This is a genomic window from Acetobacterium wieringae (assembly GCF_026646375.1).
In the GTDB taxonomy this organism is placed as follows: domain Bacteria; phylum Bacillota; class Clostridia; order Eubacteriales; family Eubacteriaceae; genus Acetobacterium; species Acetobacterium wieringae_A.
Genome location: NZ_JAIPPU010000005.1, coordinates 132,872 through 148,034, shown reverse-complemented (window position 1 = coordinate 148,034; position 15,163 = coordinate 132,872). Strand labels below are relative to the sequence as shown.

General features: G+C 40.5%; 17 protein-coding genes and 1 pseudogene. 13 read left to right on the top strand and 5 right to left on the bottom strand.

What is annotated here, in order from left to right:
- From Q7P33_RS06530 to Q7P33_RS18030, 9 genes and pseudogenes are all read left to right on the top strand, one after another.
- Nucleotides 1–1,017 (top strand): radical SAM protein, encoded by a 1,017-nt coding sequence (locus Q7P33_RS06530; protein ID WP_303868610.1) that lies wholly within the window; start codon nucleotides 1–3, stop codon nucleotides 1,015–1,017.
- A 239-nt stretch (nucleotides 1,018–1,256) separates the two neighbouring features.
- Nucleotides 1,257–5,009 (top strand): cobaltochelatase subunit CobN, encoded by a 3,753-nt coding sequence (gene cobN, locus Q7P33_RS06525; protein ID WP_303868609.1) that lies wholly within the window; start codon nucleotides 1,257–1,259, stop codon nucleotides 5,007–5,009.
- Nucleotides 5,010–5,112: 103 nt separating this feature from the next.
- Complete coding sequence (locus tag Q7P33_RS06520) at nucleotides 5,113–5,955, top strand: ABC transporter ATP-binding protein (RefSeq protein WP_303868607.1); 843 nt, start codon at nucleotides 5,113–5,115, stop codon at nucleotides 5,953–5,955.
- Nucleotides 5,955–6,689 (top strand): ABC transporter permease, encoded by a 735-nt coding sequence (locus tag Q7P33_RS06515; protein WP_303868605.1) that lies wholly within the window; start codon nucleotides 5,955–5,957, stop codon nucleotides 6,687–6,689. The genes Q7P33_RS06520 and Q7P33_RS06515 overlap by 1 nt, the downstream gene beginning before the upstream one ends.
- Before the next feature lie 8 nt (nucleotides 6,690–6,697).
- Entirely contained in the window at nucleotides 6,698–6,850 is a 153-nt protein-coding gene (locus Q7P33_RS06510) for a hypothetical protein (protein WP_303868603.1), read from the top strand.
- 161 nt (nucleotides 6,851–7,011) lie between these two features.
- Nucleotides 7,012–7,134, top strand: coding sequence for a hypothetical protein (locus Q7P33_RS06505; protein WP_303868601.1), 123 nt, complete (start codon nucleotides 7,012–7,014; stop codon nucleotides 7,132–7,134).
- A gap of 36 nt (nucleotides 7,135–7,170) precedes the next feature.
- Nucleotides 7,171–7,335 (top strand): annotated as a pseudogene (locus Q7P33_RS18035) (flavodoxin family protein); the annotation flags it as partial.
- A 61-nt stretch (nucleotides 7,336–7,396) separates the two neighbouring features.
- Nucleotides 7,397–7,747, top strand: coding sequence for a hypothetical protein (locus Q7P33_RS06500; RefSeq protein WP_303868600.1), 351 nt, complete (start codon nucleotides 7,397–7,399; stop codon nucleotides 7,745–7,747).
- A gap of 3 nt (nucleotides 7,748–7,750) precedes the next feature.
- Nucleotides 7,751–7,909 carry a 4Fe-4S binding protein gene (locus tag Q7P33_RS18030; protein WP_369693289.1) on the top strand — a complete coding sequence of 53 codons (159 nt, stop codon included), beginning with the start codon at nucleotides 7,751–7,753 and terminating at the stop codon, nucleotides 7,907–7,909.
- Between the two features lie 218 nt (nucleotides 7,910–8,127).
- Here the strand turns inward: Q7P33_RS18030 and Q7P33_RS06495 are convergent, their stop codons facing one another.
- The gene (locus Q7P33_RS06495) at nucleotides 8,128–9,372 is read right to left on the bottom strand and encodes a hypothetical protein (protein ID WP_303868598.1); all 1,245 of its coding nucleotides are present in this window, start codon (nucleotides 9,370–9,372) and stop codon (nucleotides 8,128–8,130) included.
- A 465-nt stretch (nucleotides 9,373–9,837) separates the two neighbouring features.
- Here Q7P33_RS06495 and Q7P33_RS06490 point away from each other — a divergent pair, with 465 nt between their 5' ends.
- Nucleotides 9,838–10,176, top strand: coding sequence for a helix-turn-helix domain-containing protein (locus tag Q7P33_RS06490; RefSeq protein ID WP_303868597.1), 339 nt, complete (start codon nucleotides 9,838–9,840; stop codon nucleotides 10,174–10,176).
- A 278-nt stretch (nucleotides 10,177–10,454) separates the two neighbouring features.
- On the opposite strand, the gene Q7P33_RS06485 is transcribed toward Q7P33_RS06490, so the two are convergent.
- The gene (locus tag Q7P33_RS06485; protein ID WP_303868595.1) at nucleotides 10,455–10,883 is read right to left on the bottom strand and encodes a hypothetical protein; all 429 of its coding nucleotides are present in this window, start codon (nucleotides 10,881–10,883) and stop codon (nucleotides 10,455–10,457) included.
- A 2-nt stretch (nucleotides 10,884–10,885) separates the two neighbouring features.
- Nucleotides 10,886–11,992, bottom strand: coding sequence for a recombinase family protein (locus Q7P33_RS06480; protein ID WP_303868594.1), 1,107 nt, complete (start codon nucleotides 11,990–11,992; stop codon nucleotides 10,886–10,888).
- Nucleotides 11,993–12,387: 395 nt separating this feature from the next.
- Between Q7P33_RS06480 and Q7P33_RS06475 the strand changes: the two genes are divergently transcribed.
- The 3 genes from Q7P33_RS06475 to Q7P33_RS06465 all read left to right on the top strand — a co-directional run bounded on the left by Q7P33_RS06475 (nucleotide 12,388) and on the right by Q7P33_RS06465 (nucleotide 13,312).
- Complete coding sequence (locus Q7P33_RS06475) at nucleotides 12,388–12,615, top strand: hypothetical protein (RefSeq protein ID WP_303868592.1); 228 nt, start codon at nucleotides 12,388–12,390, stop codon at nucleotides 12,613–12,615.
- A complete protein-coding gene (locus Q7P33_RS06470; protein ID WP_303868590.1) occupies nucleotides 12,596–12,907 on the top strand; it encodes a hypothetical protein in 312 nt (103 codons plus the stop codon). Before Q7P33_RS06475 ends, Q7P33_RS06470 begins: the two co-directional genes overlap by 20 nt.
- Before the next feature lie 66 nt (nucleotides 12,908–12,973).
- On the top strand, nucleotides 12,974–13,312 hold the full coding sequence (locus Q7P33_RS06465; protein WP_303868588.1) for a small multi-drug export protein: 339 nt from the start codon (nucleotides 12,974–12,976) through the stop codon (nucleotides 13,310–13,312).
- A gap of 128 nt (nucleotides 13,313–13,440) precedes the next feature.
- On the opposite strand, the gene Q7P33_RS06460 is transcribed toward Q7P33_RS06465, so the two are convergent.
- Both Q7P33_RS06460 and Q7P33_RS06455 read right to left on the bottom strand, forming a co-directional pair.
- On the bottom strand, nucleotides 13,441–13,977 hold the full coding sequence (locus Q7P33_RS06460) for a transcriptional regulator NfxB (RefSeq protein WP_303868586.1): 537 nt from the start codon (nucleotides 13,975–13,977) through the stop codon (nucleotides 13,441–13,443).
- 88 nt (nucleotides 13,978–14,065) lie between these two features.
- Complete coding sequence (locus Q7P33_RS06455; RefSeq protein WP_303868585.1) at nucleotides 14,066–14,923, bottom strand: NAD(P)-dependent oxidoreductase; 858 nt, start codon at nucleotides 14,921–14,923, stop codon at nucleotides 14,066–14,068.
- Nucleotides 14,924–15,163 lie beyond the last annotated feature (240 nt).

Below are 15,163 nucleotides of genomic sequence, written 5' to 3'. Positions count from 1 at the left end.
ATGTTAAAACAGCGTGTATTGATTGTCTTGTGGACCACGGGTCGGTGTAATCTAGCCTGTAAATACTGTTATGCCGGTTCAACCCATATCAAAGAGGATATGGATTTTGAGACAGCTGCTCAGACTCTGGATCTGTTTTCAGATTGTGTTATGAAAGTTCAGTTTGCCGGGGGAGAACCCTTGCTCAATTATAAACTGGTCTGTCAGATTGTTGATTATGTTCAGACAAAGGGCTATGATGTCTCCTTTCAAATGCAGACCAATGGCACCTGCATTACCCCAGAAATTGCCGCCGGCTTGAAAAAAATGAAAATCGCTTTAGGGGTCAGCCTGGATGGCCCCCCGGATGTGAATGAATTTTCCCGGGGAAAAACCAGGGAAGTCATCGCCGGGATTCAATGTTTAGCTGATGAAGGCATCAAAATTAATTTAAACAGCGTGGTAACCAGTCACAACGTTTCACAACTTCCGAAGCTGGTTAATTTTGCCTTCTATCTGGGTAATGTGGCCGGGATCGGACTGGATCTGCTCCGGGAGACCGGTCGTGCCAGAGATCATGCAGACACGATTAAGAAAGCGACACCGGAACAGTTGCGAACCGCACTTACCGGAATGGCTGAGGCGTCCCGGGAATTATATGAACTTACCGATAAAAAAATCGTCATCCGGGAGATTCAGGAAGCCAAACAGCGACTTGCGACAGCGACATGCAGTAAGAATTATTGTTACGCTTCCTGTGGGCAATCCTATGTTGTGCTGCCAAACGGGGATGTCTATCCCTGCGGATCACTGATTGAACATCCGGATTATTACATGGGAAATGTCAGCAGTCAATCGTTGAAAAGCATTGCCATTGGGAAATCTGAGCCGGCATACTGTCAGACCTGCACTTACCATGCGGTTTGTCCCGGGGGCTGTCCGTCACGGTTGATTATCAATGCCAGTGAACCGGACAGCTTTTCTTTGGATTGTGTACTCAAAAAAACGGCGTTTGAGATTGCGCGCGGCATTCTTTGATGCTAGAAGATCGTCAAGGCACATGGTTTTGTACCGATCAATGAAAATCACGGGATGTGTAAAAAAATAATATGAACCAATCCAAATAAATGAAGGGGATCTTGAAGGTTTGAATGATCATTTGAGAAAAAGAGAGTGAGCTGTTACAAATCAGAAAATTTGAGTAAAATTTAAAAAGCAGGATTCCCAAACGAGATTGAATGGGGATTGGTATAATAAATGGAGCAGGAGAAGCAATAATGTATCGAATTATTTTTATCTATTCACCGATGGACCACTCCTATCATATGAAGGATGCGGCACTGCAATTAAAAAAAGAAACAGCTGATATTTCAGTTGATTTTCTGGACAGCAGTAGCATGGATCGATCATCTGATGAACAGCTTCTGGCGATGGAAACGCTGGGAAAGGCTGATTTCATTTTTATCTTTATGCACGGCGGTCTCATTCAGTTTAAGTCATATCCTTTAATTATGGAAACATTTGAAAATAAAAAAAGCTTTTTCGTCTGGTCAGGTTATGATGAGGAAAATCGGCTGGCATTAAAAAAATCCGGCATCTCACAGATGGAATATGAAGCGATCCAGCGCTATGTCATGGATTATCGCGTAGATAATGCGATCAATCTGCTGAAATACCTGGGGGCCTATTATGGATACTTGAAACTAGAATATCTGGAGCCCGCCCATGCCGAGTGGGAGGGCATTTATTATCCCGGTAAAGAACTAAGCATTGAGGAAGCGCTGCAGGATGCCGCAAAGAGCAGTAAACCGGTGATCGGCATTCTGCTTTATAGCCGGTTAATGCAGGAAAATAATCTGGAACACATCGCGGCATTGATTGTGGAAATTGAAAAGCAGGGGGCATATCCACTGGCTGTCTATTCGGCATCAGCACCGGATCCGACCATCGGATGCCGGGGCTTTCACTGGGTTGTGGATCATGTATTTACAACGGATGGCAATCGGAACGTGGATGTCATCATCAATACCATGAGTCATTCTCAGAGTATTCTCTCGGATCCGGGAGACGGCTCGCAGACTGTTGAAAAAAGCATTTACGAAACCATCGATGTTCCGGTGATTAAAGGACTCAGCACCTATCAGAGCTATGAAGACTGGCAGGAGAATCTTCGCGGGATTGATAATATGTCCTTTCCCGGAAGCGTCTATTATCCGGAGTTTGATGGACAGATCATCAGTTTCACCTTTGCCTACTCCACGATCATCCGGGATAAGATTGGTGAAAAAACAATCAATCAACCGATTCCGGATCGGGTTGCAAATCTATGTGAACTGGCCATTAACTGGGCGAAGTTGTCACACAAGGATAATAAGGATAAAAAAGTTGCCATCCTTTTTCATAATATGCCACCGCGAAATGATATGATTGGTTGTGCCTTTGGACTGGATACGCCGCAAAGCGTTTTTGATATGGTTAAGGCACTCAAAGAAAATGGGATTACAACCGCCTATGATTTTGAAAACGGGGATGAAATCATCCGGAATATTATTAATGGGGTCAACAATGATACCCGGTGGTTATCGGCAGAACAGGCGATTGGGCGAAGTATTGCGATCATCGAAAAGAATGACTATAACCAATGGTTTGAGCCGCTGGATGAAAAAAGCCGTCAGGAAATGATTCGTGACTGGGGTGAACCGCCGGGAGAAAATATGGTTCATCAGGGCAGAATGCCAGTACCGGGTATTCTTAACGGTAATATTTTCATTGGACTGCAACCGGCGAGAGGTTATGAAGATAAAGCGGACGAGGTCTATCACAGCACCGATATTGTGCCACCTCATCAGTATATTGCCTTTTATAAATGGATCAAGTATGGATTTCAGGCTGATGTGATTGTACATGTAGGCACTCACGGCACGCTGGAATGGCTTCCGGGAAAAGAAATCGGCCTGTCAGCTGCCTGTTATCCGGATATTGCCATTTCTAATATTCCTCATCTTTATCCCTACAACATTACGGTTGAGGGTGAAGGGATTCAGGCGAAAAGGCGCTCCTGCGCAGTGATCCTCGATCATTTAATTCCATCATTAACCTTAAGTGGAACTTATGATGAAATGGAAGAGTTGGATGACCTGATTAAGCAGTATTATCGGGCGAGAAGTACCGATGCCGGCAAGATGCGTTTTGTTCAGGAAAATATTGAGAAAATTGTTATTGAAGGTGAATACCTGAAGGATCTGAATTTAACTGTTGCAGCAATGCAAACCGATTTTTCGGGATTTGTTGAAAAGCTGCATACCTGGGTTGAAGAAATCAAGAATACCTTGATTAAAGATGGTCTGCATATGTTTGGTAAGGCACCGATTGACGAAAAACGACACCAGTTGGTTTGTGCGTTGTTGCGTTTGTCCAATGGGAAGGTTCCTTCATTGACCCAGGCTACCTGTCGGGCGAAAGGCTATGATTATGAGGTCCTTAAAAACGAACCGCAGGCAGTTGATCAGCAGGGAATCACCAATTTGATGAAATTCAATGAAATTGAAGCGATCAGTCGGAAACTGGTGACGGATTATTTCAGTAATCAGCAGGAACCGACGTTTGTTTTAGAAAAATCGAGCAACTATTTTGAAACAGCAGAGTCGTTTGATTTGGACGATCTGGTAACGGTGTTCCAATTCATCAAAAATACGGTTGTGCCAAAACTCGAGGCAACGACTGATGAGATGAAATATCTGGTGAATGGAGTGGATGGAAAATTCGTACCGCCTGGGGGTTCAGGCGCACCGACAAGGGGACGGGTCAGCATCTTGCCAACGGGTCGGAATTTTTATGCCATTGATCCCTCCGCGGTACCGACCCGGGCTGCCTGGGAAGTTGGGAAGCAACTGGGACAGAAAATGATTGACCGCTATGTTAAGGATGAAAACAAATTTCCGGAAACGATGGTCATTGTAGTTTATGCCGGCGAAACCATGAAAACATCCGGCGATGATATTGCCGAGATCTATTACCTATTGGGCGTCAAACCAAAATGGCTGGAAAATTCGGACAAGGTGATCGGACTGGAAGTTATTCCGCTGGAAGAATTGGGTCGGCCACGGGTTGATGTAACGTTGCGGATTTCCGGTTTGTTCCGTGATACCTTTCCGAATCTGATTGAATCGGTGGAAGAGGCGGTCAATATGGTTGCGTGTCTGGATGAATCGGATGAGGAAAATATTATAAAACGGAATTTCCAAAATGAAGTGCGGGAACTGATTAAAAATGGTGCCAGTCTTGAAGGTGCTCAGGAAGAGGCGGGAATGCGAATTTTCAGCGATCCGCCAGGTACCTATGGTGCCGGTGTCACCCAGCTGATTAACTGTAAAAACTGGGAAAGCTATACCGATCTGGGTAACATTTATACCTTCTGGGGCGGTCATGCTTATGGCAAAAATGTGCATGGAAAACGGGTGACTGAAGTTTTTGCCAGACGTTTATCCAAGGTGCAGATTACGGTTAAAAATGAATCATCAATGGAAATTGATATGCTGGAAAGTGATGATTTCTATAATTATCATGGGGGATTGATTGCTGCTGTACGAACAGAATCGGGTGAAAAGCCACATTCTTATTGTGGAGACACCAGTGATCCGTCCCGCGTGGGTTTAAATAACGTCAAAGAGCAGACGGCAAAAATTATGCGTGCCCGGATTTTGAACCCCAAATGGTTTGATGGTTTGAAAGAACATGGGTACAAAGGCGCCCAGGAGATCTCCGGGATGGTTGATTTTGTTTTCGGCTGGGATGCGACCTCAGATATTGTTGAAGACTGGATGTATGAAAAAATCAGTGAAAATTTCCTCTTTAACTATGAACGACGGGAATGGATCAAGGACGTAAATCCCTGGGCCATTCAAAATATGACCGAGCGTCTGCTGGAAGCCGCGCAACGGGGAATGTGGAAGGCGAAAGAAGAAAGCCTTGAAAAGCTTCGCGGAATGTACATGAATATTGAGGGTGACATTGAAGGATTCAGTGAATAGGAAAAGGGGGGGCGATTCAACAATACGAATAAAGTTCAAAACAAAAGGTGGCCGAAATAGAAATTGTGTTTCGGCCTGATGTGCTTGAGGAGGAAGGGAAAAAATGCTGGAAATAAAAAATTTATCAAAAGAATACAAAACTGTAACCGCGGTGGATCATCTTGATTTAAACATTAAGGACGGTGAGTTTTTTGGTTTGCTGGGGCCAAATGGTGCTGGAAAAACCACAACAGTTCGCATGATCAGTACCATTACGCCAAAAACGTCGGGAGAAATCGTGATTGACGGGGAAAGTATTGATCGGAATTTAACAGTCATCAAAGCTAAAATTGGGGTTGTTCCACAGCAGAATAATCTGGAAAATGAGACGTCGGCCTGGGAAAATCTGGAAGTTCATGGCATATTGTATCGCATCTGTAAGGAAAAGCGACGCAAGAAAATTGAGGAACTTTTTGAATTTACCGGTTTGACGGATCGGAAAGATGATCTGGTTAAAACATATTCAGGGGGAATGAAGCGCAAATTGATGATTGCCAGAGCCCTGCTTCATGAACCGGAGATTTTGCTGCTGGATGAGCCAACCGTCGGGCTGGATGCATCGGCCAGACGAAAGATGTGGGATCTTTTAAAACGATTGAAGTCGAATGGTTTAACGGTCCTGCTGACAACCCATTATATTGAAGAAGCAGAGGTTTTATGTGATCGGGTTGGGTTGATCAATAAAGGAAAACTGTTGAAATTGGATACCCCCTGGAACCTGATTGAAGAAGTCGGCAAGGTGACAGTCGAATATTTTAAAGATGGAGAAACCCAGGAAGAGTTTTTCAGATCACGGGAAGAAGCCAATGTTTATGCCGGTGGACTGGAAGGGGATGTGCGCATCCGCCCGTCGAATCTGGAAGACGTATTTCTGAAGTTTACGAACAGAAGGGTGGAGGAAGCATAATGAGTGGATTATATGGTATTCTATGGCAGGAATTTATTGTTTTTAAACGAAAATTCTGGGCAACATCGATTGGCTTTTTAGTCTCGCCCATCTTATATCTGGTGGCGTTTGGTTGGGGACTTGGAAGCGGCATGGAGATTAATGGGGTTTCATATATGGCCTACATTATTCCCGGGATCATTGCCATGAACACGATGATGACAAGCTTTAACAATACCGCCAATTCAATTAACATCTCGCGTATTTTTTATAAGACATTTGAATATTACGTGATCTCACCCATCAATATGACCGTTTATGCACTGGGGAAAATAATTGCCGGTGCCTGTTATGGGATTTACTCCGGTATATTAATTACCGTAATCGTATCAATTTTTACATCGGATTTGATTATTACGCCTTATTTTATTTTTATTGCATTGTTGAACTGTTTTGTCTTTTCGGCGCTTGGATTTTTAATTGGATTACTGATTAATTCCCATGCTGACATGTCAAAATTTATGAGTTTCGTGATTACTCCAATGTCATTCTTGTGTGGAACCTTCTTCCCGATTGACAAAATGCCGGAACTCCTCCGATGGTTTATTTATCTATTGCCGCTGACACATACCAATATCGCACTGCGGACAACCGGGGAAACACCTGAAAGTATGATGCTGCATGCGGCGGTATTAATGATTTATCTGATTGTGATATTTATTGTCAGCATAAGATTATGTAAAAAAGTTGAATAGAAGGCAGTATGGGCATGAACAAGACTGGTGAGTTATGGAAACATTTTGAGTCAGTGGATAAAAGAGAAGGTAAAGCGAATGCTGAATTCGTTGAGTTGGGATTGGATGATATCTTTCATTCCGACAATGAAGGTGTATTTTTAGACATTCGAAGCCAATGACAAGTGGTATGGACGTTTAGATCGATTTGAAATGGTAGTGAGGATTTAACCCATCATGATAATTGGAGCTAGAAAAAAATTGAAGTAGCGGAAGTAACTGGTTCGGGTATTGGAAAGTTAAGGAATTGGTGTTATTCCGGTGTTTAATTATTCGACTGCAGATGAAAAAAATGGTGCTGGAGAAAAAAGTGTATCAGGATTTTCGCTGGGCTACGGTGGAAGATATTGTAGCGGCTGGCGGTGATATTTATCGGAAGCTGTATCAGCTGGGCAGAGAATGGTAAAATCGAATTTGTGGATTTTTGTGAGAAGGAGGAAAGATGAAAACAGCAATTGTATATTATTCGCAGACGGGCAACACCAAACGGATTGCTCAGGCCATTTTTAAAGGGTTCAGCCAAAATTGTGAGACCGTGGATCTGCTCCCAGTGATCAATCTGGATGAGCCATCGGTATTGAACGCCTACGATGTGATTGGCATCGGTTGTCCGGTATGGTGCATGAAAGAGCTGGGAATCATTGGCCGGCTACTGGGAGAGCTGAAGGATGCATCTGGAAAACAATTTTTTTTTCTGTACCCATGCAAGCCTCACCGGGGGATTTTTTGCTTGGCTGATTCCGTTGCTAGAAGAAAAAGGCTTAATGGTACTGGGGTGGGAAGACTGGTTTGGTGGAAAGGTCAATCCCACTGTGGAAGGTCCCTATTATACCGATGGTCATCCCGATGAAACGGATCTGCGAGAGGCCCGGGAATTTGGTGAGGAAATGGCGGTGCGTAGCTTTTTGATTACCAATGGCATTGAGGTCGCATATCCAGAACTTCGGGGAGGTGAAGAATATGTGCAGCGCTATGGCAGTCTTGAAAAAATTGTGGCAAGTCTAACGGATTCAGCCTAAAAGATAAGTCATACCCCGGCGGTTTTTCATTTTAATGATGAAAAGTGTACGGCTTGTGGACTCTGCAGACGTTTTTGCCCGTCAAAGAGGATCTATCCAACAAAGAAAGAGCCGCTGTGTGAGGAAATATATGAACATTGCCAACTGAAGATGCTGCTTTGAGCGAACTTGGCACATTTGAGAAAAAATGGGGCAAAAAATATCCTAAAATTCCCGATTCCTGGCGAAATAACTGGCCGAAACTCGCAACCTAATTCTACATCAATTTTCGCAAATACACAAAACTTGAAACGCTCCCGTTCTTGCCAAGGTATACCTTTTGAACTAGTTTTGTCAAAGGTGCGCATTTTTATTGGGTTATTTACTAGATAAGTACGTAATTACAGTAACTCAAGACTGGGTACTTGATTAAATCCATCAACCTTCAAAGAGAGAACGTTATTAAAAAAAATTTCACTTAAAATGCTTTGAGGAACACTTTTATTCCGAGAGTACTTTATAATATCCCACCCATTTTCAAGTGCACGTTCTCCATAGCGCTCAACGCCGCTGATCGCGATATTTTTAGCAAATGTTCTTGAGTATTGATGTTCAAGAAAAGCTTTAGAAGCGCTAGCAACTTCTTTCCAAATCAGTGCATAAATTTGGGAAACAGAAAAATTTTCAAGTAGCTTTTCAATGATAATATTTGTTTTCTTTCCAAAATTTGTATTGAACTGAACAGAATTCAATTGATATTCAAAATAATTGATACATTCTTGTTTGGCTATACTTTGCCATAGTTTAAGTGCTTCTTCCGCATCCACCTCAGGATTATAGTAATCACCAAGTAACAATTTTTGAATGAGTGCATCAAATCCTTCATTACAGGTTATATTAATAACAAACCATACTTTAGAAATAAAAATTATATTTGGAAAATTATTCGGATAATCAAAATTGCCGCTTTCATCCTCCTGGACAAAAGCCAACACGTCTGAAATTGGACTGGGTATCAGTATATTCAGTCGACAAAGTTCTACAAATATCTTTTTTGTATACTCATCTGTTGGGGATATGGGATTTGCTTGATCAAAAAGCTCCATGGGATACAATTGTGCGACTGGAGAGTAATTTTCGACAAGCAATGCTTTGCAAATCGCGCTAAGATATACTTTATGCCTAAAACTTAAATCATCAAAATGATAAGGTATATTATTGTTGATATCATAAGTTCTCTTTATAATTTCTTGAATGCTTTTTCTTTCACATTCCTTTAATCGTCTCACTTCTTCTCGTTGTGCTTCCGCTTTTTTTCGAATGTTTGAACAATAATTACATTGGCATTTTTTAGTCGAATTATTAGTGTGGCCGCAATTCGTACAAAAAAGGAAATTAATGTCAACACTTCGACTTTTACTCTTTGATTGTGGTTGGGATGAGAGTGAATTGCCACAATTTGGACATGGAAAATCTGGATGTAAAATTAGCGGGAATAACTTACATAAATTGGAAGGACCTACATCAATGTCAAATTCAGTGAGTAAAGAATTCACATTTTCGTTGTTATAATATCGAGATATAAGTTCATTGATTTTATCTTCTGACAGATGATCTAAGCTTTTGTGAAGCTCTTTAGTATTCATTTTAATCCTCACGATAGCCTATATAAAAAATGATAAACATCTACAAATAGGCTGATTATTTTCTGGTTGGCTTTTCTGTTACACGGTATTAGATCCATAATAAAACCTTCTTGATTAATTGAGTTACATGATTAATCAAGAGGGTTTTTTGTTTCAAAAATCGTTTGTGAAATATACTTTTGTGATATCAGTTAATCACAAAAACTAGATGCATCACTTTATAGAGACACAGAGCGACATCTCATTAATCATTTTATGTTGAAATCCGCTGTTTACAGTTTGATTGACTGTCTTAGTACAAAGTAATTATGGATATTCAAAGCCTAATTGAAAAGGCACATTTATACGTTAAGTATGAAAAAACAAAAAAGAATGATCATAGTATATCACGTCCCGAAATAAACATCAATAGTATGTAGAAAACTAAAAAAAATACTTATAGACTATACCGAAAGGAGTGATTAAATGGACGATATTGTAAAGATACTTGGAAAACGAATCCGGAATTATCGAATGCAACTTGGTTTAAGTCAGGAAAAGCTTGCTGAAAAAGCGAGTTGTCATCCGACTTATATAGGTCAAATTGAAAGAGGAGAGAAAAATCCCACCATCGAAAGCATTGGAAAAATCACAAGGGCATTAGGAATCTCACTTTCAGAATTATTTGAAAAAATAGATATAGAAAATCCCTCTCAAAGAGGAATACTCACACAATGTTATGAACTTATTCTAGCTAAAAATCGTGTAGAGCAGGAGATAATCTATCATATACTCCTTGAACTTGACAGATATAAAAATGAATGAAAGAGTCAGAGATTAATAGAATTATTTATAGCTTTATAAATTTATTGGTTACATATTCAACTAAATAAATATAAGTTTGATAGTGACACGGTAACTTGCTATGATATGTTCTGATAAAAAGACAAATGACGGAACGAGGTAAAATTTTCTTACAACTTGAAATTTGCTATGTGGACCGGATTGTGAATGTCAACCACCAGTTGAAATATGCAGTATTTATTGAAGTTTGGCCAACGTTTTAGAAAACGCTGGCCAGTGGTGGTAGCGAAATTCAGCTACTAAAGTGTTGATTTTTTCTTTTTGCCGGAATGGACTGGTGGCAGTTCTCTCGCTTTTGACAGGTCAAAGACGACAGCTTTGACTTCAGGAAATGGTACCCCTGATATGCGATAACGCATCGAATCTTTCCATGTGCTTTTCATCATACGACGTAACGTTTGACGAACGACTGAACATGAGGAGCTATATGCGCCCGAAGGATTGTTTTTTCTGAGACGCATCGATTTGGCATCGGTTTCCTTGCAAACCTGAATGGCAAACGCTTTATTATGAGGGTCTATCAAAGGCCGCACATAGTCTGGATTACCCAGAGTTTCTAACAGCTTAGCCGTAAAAGTGATGCCATTCATGTTGATTACTATATCAGGAGCACCAGTTATCGTAATATCAATTACCTCAAATTTGAATTTTGAAAAATCGTTAAACATAATTATTCGTTCCTTTCGTTTGTGAGTTTGATTTGGATCGCATCAAAAAATTTGTCAATAGAAGATCTGTTCCAGCGTGGATCAATAATCGCAAAACCTTTTAGTTTGCCGCTTTTGATATAGGCAACCCGGAATTTTTGTTCAATCGGTTTTTTCTTTTTTTGTGATCTTGATCTGGTGTGCTGTAACAGATGCTGTACTTTATCCCACTCGTTTCGTGGAATAATGGCGGGATGGTGATTTCGCAGGCGATACTGTGGTTTTTGTCCGGTATTTTTCACAGTTCTGTGAGAAAAACAGTCCACTGTATAGGTTTTCTGCATCAGAACGTCGCCACAATATTTTTCGTTTTTTAGAATATTGCGGACGGTACTACTGCTCCAGACTTCACCCCCCTTTGCTGTGGGGATGTGTTGTTCTGTAAGTAATTCAGCGATTTCACGGGCCGATAAACCATCTAAATAACATGAATAAATATACTGGATGACAACTGCTTCATCTTCGGCTATGATCATTTTCCCAAAAATATCTTTATCATAGCCAAGCAGATTATGCGTAGAAATGATAGGAATACCTTTCTTGAAGCGCTCGATAATTGACCAGATCATTGCAGCACTTTTTTGTTCTGATTCTCCTTGTGCGACAAGGCTCATAACACCAAGTGTAAATTCATTTTTGCTCTCAATCGTGTTCAAATTTTCAGCTTCAAAATAGACGCCAACAGGCGGATTCAAGGCCTTCAGTGTACGTACAATCTCCAAGCAGTCGCGAGTATTTCTTGCAAAACGGCTAACACTTTTGGTCAAAATCAGATCGATTTTGCCTGCATGGCAATCCTCGATCATCTGCTGAAAACCAATACGCCGTTTCATTGACGTGCCTGAAACACCTTCGTCAGAATAGATCTCAACGAACTCGTAGTCAATCGTATTGGTAATCAGTTCTTGAAAATGCTGAACCTGTAATTCAAAGCTACCTGCTTGCGAATCTTCATAAGTACTAACACGACAGTAAGCTGCAACTCTGATTTTTTGCCCAGTTTCTCTATCACTTCTTGGTTTTGCTGGAATTACTTCAACCTCTGTTGTACCCGAAAATGCGGCACGCATGCGCTTTTTTTCTTCTTCGCGACGGTGTTCTGCGTTGGAAGACTTATTCCATTTTTTTGTAGTTTTTATCGGTATTTTTTTTGTTATATTCTCACCTCCTTCCTGAGTAGATGGTTATAATAAAGCCCGTGGGTGACCTTGCACCCATGAACAAGGCCGCAAAAAAATTAAATAAATAATGAGATATACAGAGAGGTCTCTTGTTAAATACTTTCATAACTATAATAGGAGTAGATTTTCTTGATAACCGGCAAATAAGTAATTGAATACGGTATAATAATATATAAATACAAAATATTTTTCCAGATCTGATTTTCAATTTTTGCTTATAAAGGCAAAATAAACATCACTTATTAAACAGGGCATAGAATCGCTGATATTCAGGAGGGAACACTTTGCAAAAATATTCAATGAATAGTATGTGGGATTTTGAGGAGAGTAAAATTATAGGTAATTTGCTTATTGAAAATAATGAAATGAATTTTGAAGTTAATGGACATCATAATGGGAGAAAATCAGTTTTTTCGACGGTAATAGAAAACGATAATATAAAAGTATTAGTAATTGGAAGAGAGAGTGAGACGGATGGTAAGACAAAACTGAATGCAAAGAGAGTGTATTAGATCAAACAAAGAAATTGAATTGAGTGAGGATCACATAATCCAGAATATAAAAGAAGCTGAATTTGAAATCCGAGGGTTAGATTCATGGCTAGATATTGATGCATTAACTGGCAAATGGAATTGTGAACACTCAAAGTTTAATGTTCTTATAGAAAAGGTTAATGATAGTATCCTTTTTAAAAATAGTGAAAAAGAAATAAAAATAATATATAGAACTCAATTGGATGAACAAACTCAAACAAAAATAGGTATAGAAAGAAAAAAATCAAGATCACGTATTTTGAAGGTGTAGATGTGCAAAGCCGGGTTCCCTTATAGAAAACCTCAATGATATTTCTGGTATAACGGAGATCCGGTATTGAATGCGATTGCGTCAATAACAGGAGCAATTATTGGGGTTGTGTTGGTAGCCAGTGTTGGTAGTCGCCTTCGTGAGTGGCTATTAAAAAAGAAGAAAAGGAAAGATAAAGATAAAGGGAAAATTTACGATGTTTGGAACAAATATGGTGTTGTTGGATTGGGATTATTAGCGCCCATTCTTACGGGAGCATTATTTGGGACTGCTATTGGAATTTCATTGGGTGCACGAAAAATTTCGCTGGTTATTTGGATGAGTATTGGGATTATTATCTGGACAATAATCCTGGTAACACTGGCTTCTTTAGGCGTTACAGGTTTTCTTTCGATTTATAAATAAAACTGGCAACGAAGTATCTTAGCTGTCATAAAAGATTTCGATTAATTTGGAGCGTTACATAATTAGTAACGATAAATCTAGCACGCAAAAAAGCAGTCAATCTGACTGCTTTTTTGATGCCCGATTTTTTATTGTTCCAATGCACCTGTTAAAAATAAATTTTCAATCATTACTTCGGCACCCATTGATGCAATCCGTCCACGGCGCTCAGCATCGATTATGCCACAGAGAATGGAAATAAATGATTCAGATAAAAAAGAGACACCGAATTCAAGGCGAAAGGTACCTTTTTTTTGACCTTTCAGAAAAAAAGCATCGATGGCTTTCAGGTAAGCGAACCAATAGTCATCGGTCATACAGGCCTGGTTGCTGCTGGAAAAAACATGATATTCCCGGTTTTGATAATGGGCCTGGATCAGTTCCCGGAGACCGGCCTGATAATCGTCAAAGTCCTTTTCGGCTACGTCAATAATATGATCAAGAGATTTCCGGGATGCTTCAATCAGCATCAGTTCAAGATTTTCCCGGGTACCACAGAAGCGGTGCAGGGTGGCCTTGCTGATGCCGACTGCTTCGGCAAGTTCTTTAATAGTACTGCGGGGACTTTCGGTCATTGCCACGGCAAGGCGTTTTAGAAGCTGACTTTCATGGGTTTCAGGATTCATTTTATTTCTCCTCTGATGGTATACTGTTGTCACTATAACATATCAGCTCAAATGATTCAAGAAAGTCTTAATTTGACAAGATACCGGTTTAGTTATTCTGATTATCCAGCAAGACTTCCATTACAGCGGTTCCATCCTGACTACCAAACCCCCGTTTTCCGGCTTCTTCATATAATTCAAGAATCGCATCAAGGGCTTTTGTTGGCAGATTAACTGATTTGGCGGCTCGTATGGCGGCGGTGGAAACATCTTTAAAGCTATCAACTGAGGCCATACATTGACTGTAATCTCTGGCAATCATATTTGGCAGCATGTATTCAACGTGTGGAACAAACATCGAAAGCTGTTGGGTAATCACTTCTTCCGGAACATTTAATTTCAGTGCCAGTGCGGCAGAGTAGGCTACAGTCATGCTGATAAACATCGAGCCGAATAGCATCGGCGCTTCAGCTTTGGATGCATCACCCACACCACCCACAGCATGACAGGTGCCTATGCTGGTCAGAATTTCATTCCAGAAGCTAGTCATAGATGGGTCACAACCCAACAAAAAGTTGCCCTTTTGGTCTCGAAGCTGTTCAGCACCGACTAGAATCGATATTTCGGAAAGACTGCCTCCCAAAGCGGCCACTTCATTGGAAATCGCCAGGATCTCATCAGCATCGGTGGTGGATGCATTGATTATTTTTTTCCCTTCAAGAGCACTACGGGTAGTCTCATTTAAAAGTGTTTCCCGGACTGCGTTACCATCTGCCAGAACCAGGATGCTGGCATCACTTTGGGCAATGGCTTCAGATGGTGTTAATACTGCTTTTGCGCCCAATGTCACCAGTGGTTCTGTTCTGGCAGCGGTTCGGTTAAAAACGATAACTTCATGTCCGGCGTTTATTAAACCTTCGGCAAAACCGGTTCCCATAGTACCTGTACCTAAAATTGCAATTTTCATATTCATATTCTCCATTTCATTATTTAGTGGTGGTGCGATACATCAAATGATATCGCTACGTTAAAAAGATTATAACACAAAGAATCACATGAGACAATATTGACTCATGTGGAATTTTATGATATATTATGAATCGCTTAAGAAATCATTTATATGGATATATCAATGATTTTAGTATATTACCCCTTTGTCCGGTCACGTTTTGATGTGGACAAAGCGGTAAAATAATTAGAAAATTGG

Bases quoted from the DNA above. Each gene is read 5' to 3' on its own strand.
- Q7P33_RS06530 (WP_303868610.1), top strand. From the start codon at position 1: ATGTTAAAACAGCGTGTATTGATTGTCTTGTGGACCACGGGTCGGTGT.
- Q7P33_RS06480 (WP_303868594.1), bottom strand. From the start codon at position 11,992: ATGCGTGCCGCATTTTCGGGTACAACAGAGGTTGAAGTAATTCCAGCA.
- Q7P33_RS06515 (WP_303868605.1), top strand. From the start codon at position 5,955: ATGAGTGGATTATATGGTATTCTATGGCAGGAATTTATTGTTTTTAAA.
- Q7P33_RS06455 (WP_303868585.1), bottom strand. From the start codon at position 14,923: ATGAAAATTGCAATTTTAGGTACAGGTACTATGGGAACCGGTTTTGCC.
- Q7P33_RS06485 (WP_303868595.1), bottom strand. From the start codon at position 10,883: ATGTTTAACGATTTTTCAAAATTCAAATTTGAGGTAATTGATATTACG.
- Q7P33_RS06460 (WP_303868586.1), bottom strand. From the start codon at position 13,977: ATGAATCCTGAAACCCATGAAAGTCAGCTTCTAAAACGCCTTGCCGTG.
- Q7P33_RS06490 (WP_303868597.1), top strand. From the start codon at position 9,838: ATGGACGATATTGTAAAGATACTTGGAAAACGAATCCGGAATTATCGA.
- Q7P33_RS06520 (WP_303868607.1), top strand. From the start codon at position 5,113: ATGCTGGAAATAAAAAATTTATCAAAAGAATACAAAACTGTAACCGCG.
- Q7P33_RS06505 (WP_303868601.1), top strand. From the start codon at position 7,012: ATGAAAAAAATGGTGCTGGAGAAAAAAGTGTATCAGGATTTTCGCTGG.
- Q7P33_RS06470 (WP_303868590.1), top strand. From the start codon at position 12,596: ATGCAAAGAGAGTGTATTAGATCAAACAAAGAAATTGAATTGAGTGAG.
- Q7P33_RS06500 (WP_303868600.1), top strand. From the start codon at position 7,397: ATGCATCTGGAAAACAATTTTTTTTTCTGTACCCATGCAAGCCTCACC.
- Q7P33_RS06495 (WP_303868598.1), bottom strand. From the start codon at position 9,372: ATGAATACTAAAGAGCTTCACAAAAGCTTAGATCATCTGTCAGAAGAT.
- cobN (WP_303868609.1), top strand. From the start codon at position 1,257: ATGTATCGAATTATTTTTATCTATTCACCGATGGACCACTCCTATCAT.
- Q7P33_RS06510 (WP_303868603.1), top strand. From the start codon at position 6,698: ATGGGCATGAACAAGACTGGTGAGTTATGGAAACATTTTGAGTCAGTG.